Raw genomic sequence first — 15,537 nt, forward strand, 5'->3', positions numbered from 1 at the left:
ATGGAAAGATACACAGTCAGCGCGGTCAGGATAAACGCCGCCGCGAAAAAGGCCAAAGAACGGCTCGCAGGGGTCGTGCGCGAACCTGCGGACATACCCATCGAGCTGAAACGCAAACTGAAGATACGTCATATCAGGAGAAAGAGTGATACTATGGAAAGATTTGAGATAAAGGTCGATTACGCAAAGGCAGGTCTCCCCGACCCCTGCACACAGCCGCTTCTCGACTGCTACGTGCCTACCATTTTTGAGGAGACAGGCAGACGCAGCAGAGGCGCGGTCGTTATCTGCCCCGGCGGCGGCTACGACTGGTGCAGCGAGCGCGAAGCCGAGCCTGTGGCGTTCCGCTTCATGGGGGCAGGGTACGCGTGCTTCGTGCTGAGGTATTCCTGCGTGGACAAGAAGTTCCCCACCGCCCTGCTGGAATGTGCGGCGGCTTTGAAGTACGTCCGCGAGAACGCCGAGCGTTTCGACATCGACCCCGACAGGGTCTTTGTGATGGGCTTCTCCGCAGGCGGTCATCTGGCGGCTTCGATGGCGAATCTGTGGAACAGCTCCGTGCTCAGCGAGACCCTCGGCTGTGACAGCGAACTGCTGAAAGTCAATGGCTCGATACTCTGCTATCCCGTCATCCTCTCCGACCCCGAACTGACCCACGAAGGCACTATCTCGAACCTCCTGACCCACAAGGACGACCCCGAGCTCAGAGATCTCGTCTCAATGGACAAGCGCGTGGGCGAACAGACACCCCCGACTTTCATCTGGCACTGTGCCGACGACGGCTGCGTCCCCGTTGAAAACACGCTCTTCTACACCGCGGCGCTCTCCAAAAACAAGGTGCCCTTCGAGAGCCACATCTACCCCTACGGCGGCCACGGCCTCTCCCTCTGCGACGGCACGACCGCAACAGGCGACTGGCACATAGTTCCCGCCGCCGCCACCTGGGTAGACCACTGCCTCCGCTGGCTCAGCGAACAGTGCTGAATTATTGGGGGAAACCCTTTTGAAAAAGGGTTATCCCCCAAACCCCTTTCCTAAAACTTTTAATACTTTTTGGCTTGGTGGCGCTTCTTCTTTACTTTGTGTTGGACGGGAAGAACGGCGCTCTTCTCTTCGATTGTACGTCCCTTGCCAAAAAGACGTTCTATGGTGATTAACGCATCATTTGCGGAAGTCATCAGACGGTCTCTCATGAAATGTCGAGAGTCTATATTCTAAACCACAACAAACGAACGACAATATTAAAAGTCTTTGGAAGGGGGTCTGGGGGAGAACCTTTCTTCAGAAAGGTTTCCCCCAGTTAAACCCACGCAAAAGAGCTTCTGTACAGGTTCGTACAGAAGCTCTTTTTATCGGGCAGGATGGGTTTTGTTAGTGGGCGGCTGCTTCTTTTTTCTTGAGCGACCTTGTGCCCTTTATTACGGGGGACAGGGGCTTGTAGACCACTGCGGTTATCATTGCGCAGATAACGCCCTTGACAAAAGTGAAAGGCACGTTGAAGATCAGCAGTGCGGAGAGGGTGTTCTTCACGCTGGGCAGGATAGCCTGATACATACCGAGCACGCCAGCTTCACCGCCGTACTTAGCGAACAGCTTGAAGTAGAACGGGTAAACGATGAAGTAGTTGAGCGGCAGGCTGACAAGAGTGAACACCAGCGAGCCGACAACGGTCGCGATCATTGCGCCCTTGATAGTTCTGTTGTGCTTGTAGATAAGGCCTGCGGTGAAGCAGAACACCGACGAAGTCACGAAGTCGAACAGGTTGCCGACGCCCATCGTGGAAGCGTAGCCCCTTACCATCAGGTGGATAAGGTTCTTGATGAAGCACACGATAACGCCCTCAACGGGACCGAGTGCGAACGCTGTCAGAAGCGAGATAACGTTCGAGAGGTCGAGCTTGATGAAGCTGGGCATCAGCGGTGCGGGTATCTCAAGCATGAATACGATGAAAGACAGCGCGCTCATCATACCGATGACTGTGATCGTTCTTGTGTTTAATTTTGATTTTGTCATAATTCATTCCTCCTAAAAAATCGGGTTTTTTAGGGAGAAACAGCAGAAAAAAGTCCCCGTACAAACACACGGGGACGATAGCTATCTTAAAAAATAGTCTGTCGTTTCTTCCATCCGGACTATCTGGATCCGACCGAAAAGATCAGACCCAACCGTCGGTATCGGAATTTCACCGATTCGGCTCTGTCACAGCGCCGTGTTCGGCACTGCTTCGAGTTTGCGGACTTTTACCGCCGGTGTGGAATTTCACCACCCCTTGAAACATATTGTGGATGTGCTCATATCCTGCCCGATATGAGTTCTATAACATCACCGCGGCGCGGTGTTGTCAGCCTAACTGAAGCTTGATGCCGCAGTTTCCGCAGAAGATGATACCTCTTGCCATATCTGCCGCAGAGATACCGATAACAGCTCCGCACTCGGGGCACTGGCACTCGTAGCGTTCCTCAGCAGAGGGTGCAGGTGCAGGTGCAGGCTCAGGCTCGGATGCAGACGGCTCGGGAGCAGGTGCTTCGGCAGTCTCCTCAGCGGGAGTCTCGGGAGCGAGCTCGGTCTGTTCGAGCTCATCAAGACCCGTAAGATCTTCGAGGCGGTCGCCCTCTACCAGTTCATCGGTATTTGCGGGCATATCCTCTGCTGCGAAAGCATTATCTGCGGTAGCGCCGCCCTCAGTAGGGTCGCTGTCGAAAACTTCAACGGGGATATCGTCGAGATCTTCAAGATCATCGTCAAGGACATCCGCGTATTCATCGAGGTCGTCGATGAACATACCCAGCTCGTCGATAAGCTGAGCGTTAGTCTCGATCTCATCGGCCATTTCTTCGAGCAGATCGCTCATAGCGTGAAGTACCTTACCCTCGGGTGTGGTATCGCTGATATTCAGCCCTGCCATAAGACCCTTGATGTAGCCAACCTTCTTTGAAAGCTCCATAATGCTTCGCTCCTTTTTTTTAAAGATGAGATGACCCTGTTGAAACAACATCGCCGCAGGCGGCACGGTCTCTCTTATCTCTTTGTTATTATCTGATTTAAGCGCGCTCCATGTACTCGCAGGTTCTGGTGTCGATCCTGATGCGGTCGCCTGTGTTGATGAACAGCGGAACCTTGATCTCAGCGCCGGTCTCAACGGTTGCGGGCTTGGTAGCGTTGGTAGCGGTATCGCCCTTGATGCCGGGTTCGGTGTCGGTAACTTCGAGCTCTACGAATGTAGGAGGCTCAACGCCGAATACCTTGCCCTTGTAGGACAGTACCTTACATACCATGTTCTCCTTAACGAACTTGAAGTTATCGGAAAGCTCTGCGGAGTTGATCGGTACCATATCATAGGTCTCGGGATCCATGAAGTAGTAGAGATCGCCGTCGGAGTAGCTGTATTCCATATCCTTTCTCTCAACGAAAGCGGTCGGGAACTTAGCGGTCGGGTTGTATGTCTTTTCAACTACGGAACCTGTGATAACGTTTCTTACCTTAGTTCTTACGAAAGCAGCGCCCTTACCGGGTTTTACGTGCTGGAACTCAACGATCTGCATTACGTTGCCGTCCTCTTCAAAAGTCATACCATTTCTGAAATCGCCTGCTGTAATCATATTTTATATACCTCCGTTTTTTGTGTGAACGAATGTCCGCACCTTGCGGCAGAACACTCCTTAGAACTATTATATCAAATCTTGGCGTACATTTCAAGGGCTTTTAAGGATTTTTTACCGTATTAATACTTTTTTTACAAAACACTGTCTGCCGAAGGCGGCTGTCTGCGGTAATATTGTCGGTATTATCGGTGGTCTGCTCAGAGTACGATAAGGCTCTTGTCAGCCTCGGTCATATTCACGCAGCCGTCCTTTTTCACTATCACGAAGTCCTCGATGCGCACACCGAATTTGCCTGCAAGATAGATGCCCGGCTCGACGGTCACCACCGAATTCTCGGGCAGGACTTCATCGCTCGAAGATGCCGCATAGGGGTTCTCGTGTATCTCAACGCCGACTCCGTGGCCGAGCGAATGGCCGAACTCCTCGCCGTAGCCCTGCGACTTAATGTAGTCTCTTGCCACCGCGTCGAGCTCACAGCCCTTCATGCCTGCCTTCACCGCCGCGATGCCCTTGAGCTGTGCTTCGAGCACGATGTTGTAGACGCGGCGCATCTCGTCGGTCGGTTCGCCGACGCACATAGTTCTCGTCATATCGCTGTGATAGCCGTCAACTACCGCGCCGAAATCCAGCAGCACGAACTCGCCCTTCTGCACTTTCTTGTCGGAAGGCACGCCGTGAGGCATGGAAGTGTTCACGCCGCTCAGCGCAATGGTATCGAAGGACAGCGCTTCGGCGCCGTGGCTCAGCATATAGTAATCCAGCTCCAGCTGTATCTCGCGTTCGGTCACGCCCTCGCGGATGAACTCGTACATATGCTTCAGACCCTCTTCGGCGATACGCTGTGCGGCTATCATCTTTTCGAGCTCGTCGGGAGTCTTGACAAGGCGGATAGAGGTCACGATGTCGGTGAGCTTATCGCTCATTTCGAGAGTGACGTCCAGTTCCTCAGCGAGCTTATCGGCTTCTGCGAGGGTCATGCGGTCAGCCTCGACCGCGAGCTGTGTCACGCCGTACTTATCGCAGAGTTCCTGTATCTGTCCGTAGATGCCTTTCGAGGGCTTTTGCAGGATGACCTCGCAGTTTTTCACGGTATTGCGTGCCTTTTCGATATAGCGGAAATCAATGATGAGGTATGCTGCTTCGGGGAAGACCAGCAGTGTGCCCGCGCTGGACTTCATGCCTGTGAAGTAGCGTCTGTTCACGTCCGAGCAGATGATAGCACCGCCGAGGTTTTCCTCCGCGAGTTTATTTTTCAGTCTGTCTATTGCAGTCATTTTCTTATGCCTCCAGAATATTTTTAAGTGCTTCGACGCCCAGCAGGTAACTGTATTTTCCGAAGCCTGCTATCTGTCCTGCGCACACGGGTGCGATAACAGAAGTATGTCTGAACTCATCCCTTGCGTGAATATTCGACATATGCACCTCGACCACGGGTATCTTTATCGCGGCGATAGCGTCGCGGATAGCGTAGCTGTAGTGGGTATAAGCGCCGGCGTTGATGACCACGCCCACGCAGTCGAGTCTTGCTGCGTGGAGCTTGTCGATAAGTGCGCCCTCGCTGTTGGACTGGAATATCTCGCACTCGAAGTCGAGCTCTTTCGCCTTTGCCTTTATTTCCTCGTTGACGGAAGCGAAGCTGTCGCTGCCGTAGTATCCCGGTTCACGTTCGCCCAGAAGGTTCAGGTTCGGACCGTGAACTACTAATATTTTCCTGCTCATGTGGATATGCTCCTTGTAATATGTTTGGCGATGTGGTGTTTCTTGTGTGTACTGACTTTTTTTGGGGGTGGTTCAGGTTCGGTCGCAGCTTTGCTGCGATGAGGGGTTTCGCTCGAAGCGCTTCGCTGTCTCGCGAAAATAAAATCGGCATTTTTGGTGATTCTTCGCTTTATGGAGATGTTCTCTCATGAGGTGTACTACTCCTGATTTGATTTTGGGATGCCGATTTTATTGGGTGGTCGGGGAGGGATGGCTTTTTTGGGGTTGGATTGGTTTTTTCTGTCGCGCCTTCGGCGTGAACGAGGGCTCTGCCCTCGCGCTCCCGCAAGGGGGCAGCCCCTTTAAAAAGGGTCATCCCCCTTGACCCCCATGCCCTAAACCTGATTCCCTGGCGATCACGGGACGGTGGTGATCTTTTTTCTTTTTTATTTCTGTTTTCCTAATTCTTTCAGGTAGCTGTTTTTCATTGCGAGGGCGTCGATGTCTTGTGTTCCTGCGCTTTCGCAGACGAATACGGGCGACAGGTTTTTCCTCGCTACGAGCTCCATCAGCGGCTCGAAATCGGGGCCGTAACCCTCATTCTCCGCAAACGTCAGATGCTTCTTCTCGCCGCCGGGCACGGTATACATTATCTTCGAGAAATGGCTGTGAAAACGCGCGAGTCTGTCATGTCCGAGCGCATTCTCCATCTCGTCCAGCATCTTCCCGAACACCTCCGCGCCGTTCAGCTCCCCGAACGTCCTCGCATACAGATGTCCCCAGTCCACCGTCGGCAGAAAGCTTTCGTCCGGCTTACACAGCTCCAGAACTTCCCGCAGGTCGCCCAGCTGATTGACCTTGCCCATCGTCTCGGGACAGAACACGATGTCCTCAAAGCCCAGCTCCGCCGCCTGCCTTCTCGCCCTCATGAGCGTATCCTTAGCAAGCTCCAGAGCTTCCTCACGGCTCATTTTCGCACAGCTGCCGCTGTGGATGACGATGCGTTCCGCACCCAGTCTTTTCGCCGCGTCGCAGGTCTGTAAAATGTAGTTTATCGAATTGTCGCGCTTCTCGGGCTCCACCGACGACAGCGAAATAAAATACGGCGCGTGTACCGACAGGGTGATCCCCTCGCGCTCGGCGTTGGCGCGTATCTCAGCCGCCGTCTTGTCGCTGACGCGCACTCCCCTGCCGCACTGATACTCGTAGTGGTCGAGTCCCATTTCGTGCAGATACTTCGGCGCCGCCGCAGTCGTTCTGTACTTTTCCGAGAAAGCGTCGCTGTTTCCCGCCACTCCGAAACGTGCGCCCATCAGCAGCCCTCCTCCGTCTTGTTCTTTCCGAACAGGCGTTTGCGCGGTCTGTTGTTATCGTTGGGGTCTTTGTCGATGGTGATGCTGACGATATGTCTGCCGTTGAGGAACATCACTTCCCCCGCCGACTCCACCTCGACCCACTCGTCATGAACCGCCCTGACCACGCCGCAGAACGTTGCGTCTTCGGTCATAAGATCGCATTCCCTGCCGATTATCTTCGATGAAAAAAGCAGCATAGCAGCTCACCTCTTTGGTCTTTCGGGCAGAAACACCCTTTCGATGCGTCTTTTGAACCTGAACGGAAGGCTGGTTTCGGGCTCGATGGGGAACACGAATATCGAGCGTATACCCATCGCGTGGCAGCCCATCACGTCGGTGAATATCTGGTCGCCCACCGCCGCTATCTCGCGCTTCGGCAGACCCATGAGCTTTCTCGCCCTGATGTAGCCGATGGGCAGGGGTTTCGCGCCGTTCGGCACGAAGTCGAGCCCCAGCTGACGTGCGAACGGCGTGACCCTCTCAGGCTTGTTGTTCGACACGATCATAAGTTTTATCCCTGCCGCCTTCATGGTGTCCAGCCAGTCCAGAGAAGACTGCGGCGGCACGGGGTTATTGTGTGTGGTAAGCGTGTTGTCGAGGTCGAGCAGCAGTCCCCTGATATGCTTCTGTTTCAGGAACTGCGGCGTTATCTCGGTCACGTCATTGAATACATAAGTAGGCTTAAACATAAATATCTCTGATCTCTTATCTCCGAACTGTTATCTGAAAAAAGTCCCCTGTCCTCACCCTCATCCCCGTGACAGTGCAGGTAGTAATAATAAGTTGTACGCCGTGCATTTGTTACATTGCTGAGCGTAAAAGTAAAAAGAGGAGTCGAACCTCTGTGCCCGCCCCGGGACACAACCTTGAAGCGAGGCTCATTCTCAGCCTCAGGAGATACACTCTCATCACGGGAACTACCAGCAAATATTATCAGATAAGATCGGTGTTCCAGTTCGCGCCCTGAAGTTTCGTGTCGGTCTCACGAAGCTGTTTCGACAGCTTGTCGAGATCCTTCTGCATAGCGCGGACGTTCACGGTCGGGAGTATCTTCACCTCGCTGCCCGACATCCTGCGAATATTCATATTTGCCGATGCGAGCAGTGCGCGGATGGCTGCTATCTTCATCGTCAGCACATCGCGTTTTGCGATTATCGCGGAGAGCGTCTCGCCGTCTGTGACAGCCACCGAGTTTGTGTGATTTATGCGGATAATGAGCTCTTCGAGCCTTTCACAGCAGGAATCGAGTTCTGCCAGCAGTTCGGCGGGGTCTTCATTCGGCTTTTCGCCCTCCTGCACCTTTGCATTGTTCTCAAGTCTTGTTCTGAGCTGTTCGATCCGCTTCTGAAGATCGGCTCTTTCGCCAAGTGCCTCTGCAAGTTTCATATCTGTCTCTCCTTTCAAGAAAAAAAAACGGGCATTTTTTGCAAAAATACCCGCCTTTATTATCATCAATACTTGCGCTTACGAGCAGCTTCGGACTTCTTCTTACGCTTTACCGAAGGCTTTTCGTAGTGCTCTCTCTTACGAACCTCAGCGATAACGCCGTCCTTTGCGCAGCTTCTCTTGAAGCGCTTAAGAGCGGTATCAAGGCTCTCGTTCTTGCCTACGCGAATTTCTGCCAAAATGTTTCCCTCCCTTTGCCGCTGCTGACAGAGAATAGTTATGTGTCCCGACGCATCTTCTTTGCGGTTATAGTAAAGGAGGCTTGCGCATCAACAGCGCAGTCCTTGAAAGTGCGGTATTACCGCGCTCCCTCTCTGCCGTTCTTTACCGTCAGGCTTTACTTACATAACTACAGACATCATTATATCACATTTCTTCTCATTTGTCAATAGCTTTTTGAGATTTTTTTTGTATTTATTTTTTTGAAGATCTTCACGGGTCCGAAAAATGTCAGACCCGTAAATATCTGTCAGTCATCACTTCACTACGATATTGACCAGCTTAGCAGGTACAGCGATCTCCTTGACGATGTTCTTGCCCTCGATAGCAGCGGCAATATCGGGCTGTTCCTTTGCGAGCGCCAGCATCTCGTCCTTGGTGCTGTCCTTCGGGATGTTCAGCTTGCACTTGATCTTGCCGTTGATCTGGCAAACGATCTCAACGGTCGCGTCGATGCAGAGTGCGGGATCGAAGCTCACCCACTCCTGCTCGTCGAGCACGCCCTCGCAGCCGATAGCCTGATACAGTTCCTCGGTGATGTGGGGTGCGAACGGATAGAGGATGATGAGGAAGTCCCTGAACTCGCGCTTTGTGATGCTGCCGACTGCATAGATGTCGTTCAGCAGGGTCATCATAGCGGCGATAGCGGTGTTGAACTTCATCGCCTCGATGTCCTCGGTGACCTTCTTGATAGTCTTGTGCATATTGCTTCTGAGAGCGTCGCTGTAGTCGTCGCTGTCAACGACCTTCTCCTGAAGCGCCCATACTCTGTCCGCAAAACGCTTGCAGCCCTTAACGCTGCTGTCGCTCCACGGTGCAGCCTTCTCGTAGTCGCCCATGAACAGAACGTAGAGTCTGAGAACGTCAGCGCCGAACTCCTTGACAACGTCGTTAGGGTCAACGACGTTTCCTCTCGACTTGGACATCTTCTCGCCGTCGGGTCCGAGGATGAGTCCCTGAGCAGTTCTCTTTGCATACGGCTCGGAAGTCGGAACGAGGCCGAGGTCGTAGAGGAACTTGTGCCAGAAGCGGGAGTAGATCATGTGGCGTGTAACGTGCTCCATACCGCCGTTGTACCAGTCAACGGGCATCCAGTATTTCAGAGCCTCCTGCGATGCGAACTCGCTGTCGTTGTGGGGGTCGCAGTAGCGCAGGAAGTACCAGCTCGAACCTGCCCACTGAGGCATGGTATCGGTCTCGCGCTTAGCAGCGCTGCCGCACTTAGGGCAGGTGCAGTTCACGAAGCTCTCGATCTTTGCCAGAGGGCTCTCGCCGTCGGTACCGGGCTCGAAGTTCTCAACGGGGGGCAGTCTCAGCGGGAGCTCTTCGTAAGGAACAGCCACCATGCCGCACTTCGGGCAGTGAACTATCGGGATAGGTTCGCCCCAGTAGCGCTGACGGTTGAACGCCCAGTCCTTCATCTTGTACTGAACGCCTGCCTCGCCGCAGCCTTTTTCGGCAAGCACGCCGAGTATCTTTGCGATAGCTTCCTTCTTGGTCTTGATGCCGTTGAGGATGTCGGAGTTGACCATCTCACCGTCGCCCGTGTAGGCTTCCTTGGAGATGTCGCCGCCCTTGATGACCTCGATGATGTCGATGCCGAACTTCTTAGCGAAGTCGTAGTCACGGGTATCGTGTGCGGGAACAGCCATGATAGCGCCCGTGCCGTAGCCCATCATTACGTAGTCGGAGATGAATACGGGTATCTCCTTGCCGTTGATGGGGTTGATAGCGGTCAGACCTTCGATCTTCACGCCTGTCTTGTCCTTTACGAGCTGTGTTCTCTCGAACTCGCTCTTCTTTGCGCACTCAGCCTTGTAAGCGTCGAGGGCGTCTATGTTGGTGATGGAATCACGGTACTTCTCGATGATGGGGTGTTCGGGAGCGATTACCATGAATGTTACGCCGTAGAGGGTATCGGGGCGTGTGGTGTAGATGCGGAGCTTTTCGTCAGCGCCGCCTACCTTTACCGCGAAGTCAACGAATGCGCCCGTGGACTTGCCTATCCAGTTCTCCTGCTGGAGACGGACGTTGGGCAGGTAGTCTACCTCTTCGAGACCCTGGAGCAGCTTGTCTGCGTACTCGGTGATGCGCAGGTACCATACTTCCTTGGTCTTCTGAACGATGTCGCTGTGGCAGATATCGCACTTGCCGCCCTGGGAATCCTCATTGGAGAGAACCACCTTACAGCTGGGGCAGTAGTTAACGAGGGTCTTGTCGCGGAACACGAGACCGTTCTCGAACATCTTGAGGAATATCCACTGGGTCCACTTGTAGTAGCCCTCATCGGTGGTGTCAACGACTCTCGACCAGTCGAAGGAGAAGCCGACCTTTTTGAGCTGACCCGTGAACTTGACGATGTTGCGGTCGGTAACGAGTCTCGGGTGGATGTTCTCCTTGATGGCGGTGTTCTCGGTGGGCAGACCGTAAGCGTCGAAGCCGATGGGGAACAGAACGTTGTAGCCCTGCATACGTCTCTTGCGGCTGACTACTTCAAGACCCGAATAAGCCTTGATGTGTCCCACGTGCATACCGTGTCCCGACGGATAGGGGAACTCAACCAGTCCGTAGAACTTTTTCTTGCTGTGATCGTCCGAAGCCTTGAACGTGCCGTGCTCGTCCCAGTACTTCTGCCATTTTTCCTCTATCGAGGCAAAATCGTAGCTTTTCATTTTATCAGTCCTCTTTTACATTAAAAAATTTTGACTTGGTTAATATGTAGGGTGGGTGCCCCTGCCCTGCATACATATCAGGAAAAGAATGCGCGTACATCTTTATTGATGACCAGCATTGCCGCGCAGAGGATATCTGCTATACCCTCAGCGAGGTAGAGCGCCTGTCTGCCTTCGATGTTGGCTTTCAGGTGCATCAGCGCTATCGCGCCGAGAAACACTGCTGTCAGCAGGTTAAAGGGCTTTCTGCCCCGGCGCAGCGTGTATCCCAGCGCCGCATTCACCACTATCATCACGATGTTCGTCAGCGAGAAGCCCAGCAGCAGGTTCACCACGCTCTTTACCACCATATACAGGGCGATGCCTGTGGAGATACTGTGTCCGTTCGATGAATTACCCATCTTCCGTCAGCCTTCCTTCACGTACTCGCTGATGTCCATGAACTCGCCGTCCTGCCACAGCTTTTCGAGCTTGTAGAAGTCGCGGGTCTCTTTATTGAAAACGTGTACCATGATGTCGGTGTAGTCGAGAATTATCCAGTTCGCTTCCGAGTAGCCCTCGGTGCGCACAGGCTCCAGACCGAGCTTTTTCAGCTCGTACTCCACCACGTCCGCCAGCGCCTTCGTCTGGGTGGACGATGTACCGTTCGCGATCACGAAGTAGTCCGCGAGTATCGTCAGGTCGCGGATGCCGACTGCCTGTATGTCCTCTGCCCTCTTCGAGTCGAGTGCCTTGATTATGGTTATCAGGGTTTCCTTCTGTGAAGCCATTAGCTTTCCTCCTTGGGTCTTTGTTTTATTTTTGGTCATAAAGTGCGGGTTTTCCTGTGGGGAACTTCGTCCCCCATGCCCCTTGTTTATTTTTTTATTTCTTACTTAGTATTTCATTGTAGGCTTCGAGTGTCGAGATGGGTATCGTATTGCCTTTCAGCGCACTGTCCGCTATCGAATATCTTAACGCTTCATACATTCCCTTGTCAAGACTCGTATGCGCGTATTTGCGGTACTTCTTTACATCCTTGTACTCCCTGTCCTCCGAGGTCAGGTCCGCAAGATATACTATCTGAGCCAGCTTCGACATCCCCGCCGCTCCTACCGTGTGGTACCTCACGGCTTCGAGTATGTCCCTGTCCTCTTCAAGCGTCAGCCCGAATTCCTCCATCAGCAGCTGCGCCCCCGCTACCGCGTGCAGCAGCGGTGTGCTCTTCAGCTCTATCTGTGAGACCGCTATCTTGCACCTCGACGCAAGCTCGAATTGCCGCTCCCTCGGAAGCTCCTTCGCGATGTCGTGTATCAGTCCTGCAAAATATGCCCTCTCCTTGTCCTCGCCGTACAGCTCGGCAAGCTCTCTCGACATCGCGGCTACGTTCAGCGAGTGTACGTACCGCTTCTTTGAAAGGTTCGCTTTCAGAAAGTCCTTGTATTTATTCAGTTCTTTCGCCAATATCTATCATTCCTCGTTAGTGTAAAGCTTATGCGCCGTGATGTATCCGAGCACCCTTTCGTCCAGCAGCTTTTCAAGCTCGCCGTAGCGGCGTTCCCTCGCCAGCGCACGTATCTGCGTCGAGCTGACCTCGAAGGGTTCCGCCTCGACAAATACCGCCTTCGGGTACCGCTTCGCTTTTTCGCGGCAGGCCTGTGTGTCCTCGGCGCAGCGTGTGATGCACAGCGGCGTACACATTTTCATCAGTTCGTCCGCTCTGTACCATTGGTCGAAGGTCAGCAGCATATCGCTGCCCATGATGAAGTACAGCTCACCCTCGGGATACAGCTCCCGAAAGTGCCTGACCGTGTAGTAGGAATAGCTCTTACCCTCACGTTCAAGCTCCCATCCGCTGACCGTCACGCCGTTCATATCCCCGACTGCGAGTTTCAGCATCTCCAGCCTGTCCTCTCCGCCCGACAGACCCTTTGCCTGCTTATGCGGCGGCGTTTTCGTCGGGATAACGAACGTCCTGTCTATATCCACGGCTTCGAGCACGGTTTTCAGCAGACGGATATGCCCCATGTGTACGGGGTCGAAGGTGCCGCCGAATATCGCGGTGCTCACTTGGCTTTCAGCCTTATCTTCGGCTCTTTTTCGTTGCGCTTGAACAGCACCGCCTTTGAACCGATGCACTGCACGACCTCTGCCCCGATGCGTTCCGCGATGTCCTCTGCGGCCTCGCGTGCGGTCAGGAGAGAGTTGTCCAGCACCTTTATCTTGATTATCTCATGCACTCTGAGGTAGTCGTCTATCTGCTGTGCCTGAGCGTCGTTCACGCCGCCCTTTCCGATCTGGAAAGACGGCTCTATCGAATTTGCCAGAGCCTTGAGTTCGGCTCTCTGTTTTGGTGTTATCATATTTTATCCTTTCAGTTCGTTCACGAGTTTCCTCAGTGCCGTACCCCTGTGTGAAACGGCGTTCTTTTCTTCCGCGCCTATCTGTGCGAAAGACCTGTCGCCGTACATGAAAATCGGGTCGTAGCCGAAGCCGTTCTCACCGAGCGGTTCAAAGCCTATGCGTCCCTCGCACTCGCCGCGCACGGAGATCTCCGTACCGTCAGCCTTGATGAAGTGTATCACGCAGACGAATCTTGCGGAGCGTTCGCTGCCTGTTTTGCCTTCGAGCCTGCGGATAAGCTCATCATTCTTTGCCTTATCGTCGCCCAGTCCGAGCCATCTTGCCGAGTAGACGCCGGGTTCGCCGTTCAGCGCGTCCACCGACAGTCCGCTGTCGTCCGCGAGTGCTGCCGCGCCCGTGCCCTTCACCAGCCCGAACAGTGCCCTTGCCTTGATAGCGGCATTCTCTTCAAAAGTCGTACCTGTTTCCTCAGGGTCGCAGACTATGCCTGCGTCTTTAAGGCTGAGCACCTCATCGAACCCGCATTCTGCGAGCATTTCCTTATACTCGCGCACCTTGCCTGCGTTGCCGCTTGCGATTATGAGCTTCACTTTTTTACCACTCCTCCATGTAAGTCACACGGGTCTTGCGGAGTTTCTCGCGCAGCTTCTTGGTCTTTTCGGGCTGCATCAGTTTTATGCACGCCTCATTGAAATATACGTGGAGCTTGTAGTCCTCGGTAGCGGTCATAGCGCTCTTTCCGATATCCTCGCCCAGGTCAACACCCACGAATTCTATCTCCTTCACGTTTCTCGCACGGATAAAGTCCAGCAGTGCGTTGTTCGAGAACACGTCGGACTTTGTGCGCTCGTAGATATTCTTCTTGTCTATCTTGATGTCCTTTACGACGTCCGCCTCGGAAGAACCTGCTTTCGGCACGTTGCTTTTCTGCAAAAGCCCCTTGCCGACAATATTCAGCGCGAACACCTCTTCGGGCTTATACTCCGCGATACGCTTCTTTATGCCTTTTATGAGCTGCTCCGCGTCAAAGGGGAACTTCTCCATATCGCGCGTTCTGCCTACGTAATATTCCTGTAAATTGATTATAAACAAAACTCTGTCCATATTGGATTACCTCTTTGCTTTTCATATTCTTTTTCTTTTGGCTTGATGGTTGTCCTGATCGTGTGTTTTTTGAGGGGGGTGTGCTCTTGCGCGTTGGCGGAGAATGTCCCTCGTTTTGTTGCGCCTGCGGCGCAATTGAGGACTCTCCCCTAAGACTTTTTTTGCCTCCGGCGAACACGGGACGATGGTGATTAATCGAACAGCGCGTTCACAAAATCTCTTGCTACAAATGGCTGCATATCGTCTATCTTTTCACCTACTGTTATCAGCTTTACGGGGATGCCCAGCTCCTCCGATATCGTGATGACTATTCCGCCCTTGGCTGTGCCGTCCAGCTTCGTTAAAATGATGCCCGTGATGTCACACGCCTCGTTGAACAGCTTCGCCTGACTTACCGCATTCTGCCCCGTCGTCGCATCCAGCGCAAGCAGTACCTCCAGCGAACAGCCCTCAGCCTGCTCGTGAACTATTCGGCTTATCTTTTTCAGCTCGTTCATAAGGTTCTTCTTGTTGTGCAGCCTTCCCGCAGTGTCGCACAGAACAACGTCCATGCCCCTCGCTTTCGCGGCGGTCAGCGCGTCAAATACTACTGCCGCAGGGTCGCTGCCCTCTTTATGCTTTATTATATCACATCCTGCACGGTTTGTCCATACCTCAAGCTGATCTATCGCAGCCGCACGGAAGGTGTCGCCTGCCGCTACCAGTACGTTCTTGCCCTGTAAGTGCAGCGAATACGCCAGCTTGCCGATGGTCGTGGTCTTGCCTGCACCGTTCACGCCAATGACCAGCACTACGCTCGGGGTCGTCGAAACGTCCAGCGGTGTGTCCTCGCCCAGCATCTCGATGATGATCTCTTTCAGCAGATCCTTGATCTCCATCGGGTCTGTGATGCCCTTTATCTTCACCTGATCTCTCAGCTTGTCGCAGATCGCCACAGATGTGTTCACACCTATGTCGCACATGATGAGCGTCTCTTCCAGCTCCTCGAACAGATCCTCGTCGATCTTCGTGAACGACCCCAGCAGACGTTCGATCTTGCTCATCATCGAATCTTTCGTCTTTTTCAGACCTGCTTTCAGCTTTTCAAAAAATCCCATT

General features: G+C 53.4%; 20 protein-coding genes and 1 riboswitch. Of the genes, 1 reads left to right on the forward strand and 19 read right to left on the reverse strand.

Translation table 11 applies throughout. The features are described from left to right. Complete coding sequence (locus tag BT142_RS19840; RefSeq protein WP_175444890.1) at positions 1–984, forward strand: alpha/beta hydrolase; 984 nt, start codon at positions 1–3, stop codon at positions 982–984. 387 nt (positions 985–1,371) lie between these two features. Here the strand turns inward: BT142_RS19840 and BT142_RS05230 are convergent, their stop codons facing one another. The 19 genes from BT142_RS05230 to ftsY all read right to left on the reverse strand — a co-directional run bounded on the left by BT142_RS05230 (position 1,372) and on the right by ftsY (position 15,536). Next, a complete protein-coding gene (locus tag BT142_RS05230) occupies positions 1,372–2,013 on the reverse strand; it encodes an ECF transporter S component (RefSeq protein WP_072417157.1) in 642 nt (213 codons plus the stop codon). Between the two features lie 98 nt (positions 2,014–2,111). Then, positions 2,112–2,281: riboswitch (FMN riboswitch) on the reverse strand. 60 nt (positions 2,282–2,341) lie between these two features. Then, on the reverse strand, positions 2,342–2,944 hold the full coding sequence (locus tag BT142_RS05235) for a CD1247 N-terminal domain-containing protein (RefSeq protein WP_072417158.1): 603 nt from the start codon (positions 2,942–2,944) through the stop codon (positions 2,342–2,344). A 97-nt stretch (positions 2,945–3,041) separates the two neighbouring features. Continuing rightward, positions 3,042–3,599 carry an elongation factor P gene (gene efp, locus BT142_RS05240; RefSeq protein WP_072417159.1) on the reverse strand — a complete coding sequence of 186 codons (558 nt, stop codon included), beginning with the start codon at positions 3,597–3,599 and terminating at the stop codon, positions 3,042–3,044. A 200-nt stretch (positions 3,600–3,799) separates the two neighbouring features. Next, positions 3,800–4,876, reverse strand: a complete 1,077-nt coding sequence (locus BT142_RS05245) for a M24 family metallopeptidase (protein WP_072417160.1) — start codon at positions 4,874–4,876, stop codon at positions 3,800–3,802. Positions 4,877–4,880: 4 nt separating this feature from the next. Continuing rightward, positions 4,881–5,321: a type II 3-dehydroquinate dehydratase gene (gene aroQ, locus BT142_RS05250; RefSeq protein WP_072417161.1), complete on the reverse strand. Its 441-nt coding sequence runs from the start codon at positions 5,319–5,321 to the stop codon at positions 4,881–4,883. 425 nt (positions 5,322–5,746) lie between these two features. Continuing rightward, positions 5,747–6,613 carry a TIM barrel protein gene (locus BT142_RS05255; protein ID WP_072417162.1) on the reverse strand — a complete coding sequence of 289 codons (867 nt, stop codon included), beginning with the start codon at positions 6,611–6,613 and terminating at the stop codon, positions 5,747–5,749. Beyond that, a complete protein-coding gene (locus tag BT142_RS05260; protein WP_072417163.1) occupies positions 6,613–6,852 on the reverse strand; it encodes a hypothetical protein in 240 nt (79 codons plus the stop codon). The genes BT142_RS05255 and BT142_RS05260 overlap by 1 nt, the downstream gene beginning before the upstream one ends. Before the next feature lie 6 nt (positions 6,853–6,858). Further along, the gene (locus BT142_RS05265) at positions 6,859–7,344 is read right to left on the reverse strand and encodes a YqeG family HAD IIIA-type phosphatase (protein WP_072417164.1); all 486 of its coding nucleotides are present in this window, start codon (positions 7,342–7,344) and stop codon (positions 6,859–6,861) included. Positions 7,345–7,588: 244 nt separating this feature from the next. Continuing rightward, positions 7,589–8,041, reverse strand: coding sequence for a DIP1984 family protein (locus BT142_RS05270; RefSeq protein WP_072417165.1), 453 nt, complete (start codon positions 8,039–8,041; stop codon positions 7,589–7,591). Between the two features lie 65 nt (positions 8,042–8,106). Then, positions 8,107–8,280, reverse strand: coding sequence for a 30S ribosomal protein S21 (gene rpsU, locus BT142_RS05275; RefSeq protein ID WP_022128325.1), 174 nt, complete (start codon positions 8,278–8,280; stop codon positions 8,107–8,109). 297 nt (positions 8,281–8,577) lie between these two features. Beyond that, complete coding sequence (leuS, locus tag BT142_RS05280) at positions 8,578–10,992, reverse strand: leucine--tRNA ligase (protein WP_072417166.1); 2,415 nt, start codon at positions 10,990–10,992, stop codon at positions 8,578–8,580. A 77-nt stretch (positions 10,993–11,069) separates the two neighbouring features. Next, positions 11,070–11,393 carry a hypothetical protein gene (locus BT142_RS05285; RefSeq protein ID WP_072417167.1) on the reverse strand — a complete coding sequence of 108 codons (324 nt, stop codon included), beginning with the start codon at positions 11,391–11,393 and terminating at the stop codon, positions 11,070–11,072. A gap of 6 nt (positions 11,394–11,399) precedes the next feature. Further along, entirely contained in the window at positions 11,400–11,762 is a 363-nt protein-coding gene (gene rsfS, locus BT142_RS05290; RefSeq protein ID WP_072417168.1) for a ribosome silencing factor, read from the reverse strand. 94 nt (positions 11,763–11,856) lie between these two features. Then, a complete protein-coding gene (gene yqeK / locus BT142_RS05295) occupies positions 11,857–12,435 on the reverse strand; it encodes a bis(5'-nucleosyl)-tetraphosphatase (symmetrical) YqeK (protein WP_242871922.1) in 579 nt (192 codons plus the stop codon). Positions 12,436–12,441: 6 nt separating this feature from the next. Beyond that, entirely contained in the window at positions 12,442–13,041 is a 600-nt protein-coding gene (gene nadD, locus BT142_RS05300) for a nicotinate (nicotinamide) nucleotide adenylyltransferase (protein WP_072417170.1), read from the reverse strand. Continuing rightward, a complete protein-coding gene (locus BT142_RS05305; protein ID WP_072417171.1) occupies positions 13,038–13,334 on the reverse strand; it encodes a YhbY family RNA-binding protein in 297 nt (98 codons plus the stop codon). The genes nadD and BT142_RS05305 overlap by 4 nt, the downstream gene beginning before the upstream one ends. Before the next feature lie 3 nt (positions 13,335–13,337). Continuing rightward, on the reverse strand, positions 13,338–13,925 hold the full coding sequence (rdgB, locus tag BT142_RS05310) for an RdgB/HAM1 family non-canonical purine NTP pyrophosphatase (RefSeq protein ID WP_072417172.1): 588 nt from the start codon (positions 13,923–13,925) through the stop codon (positions 13,338–13,340). Between the two features lie 4 nt (positions 13,926–13,929). Next, positions 13,930–14,439 (reverse strand): isochorismatase family protein, encoded by a 510-nt coding sequence (locus tag BT142_RS05315; RefSeq protein WP_072417173.1) that lies wholly within the window; start codon positions 14,437–14,439, stop codon positions 13,930–13,932. Between the two features lie 191 nt (positions 14,440–14,630). After that, the gene (gene ftsY / locus BT142_RS05320; protein ID WP_072417174.1) at positions 14,631–15,536 is read right to left on the reverse strand and encodes a signal recognition particle-docking protein FtsY; all 906 of its coding nucleotides are present in this window, start codon (positions 15,534–15,536) and stop codon (positions 14,631–14,633) included. Position 15,537 lies beyond the last annotated feature (1 nt).

Origin of the sequence: Ruminococcus sp. YE71, assembly GCF_900119155.1 — a bacterium.
Lineage (GTDB): Bacteria > Bacillota > Clostridia > Oscillospirales > Ruminococcaceae > YE71.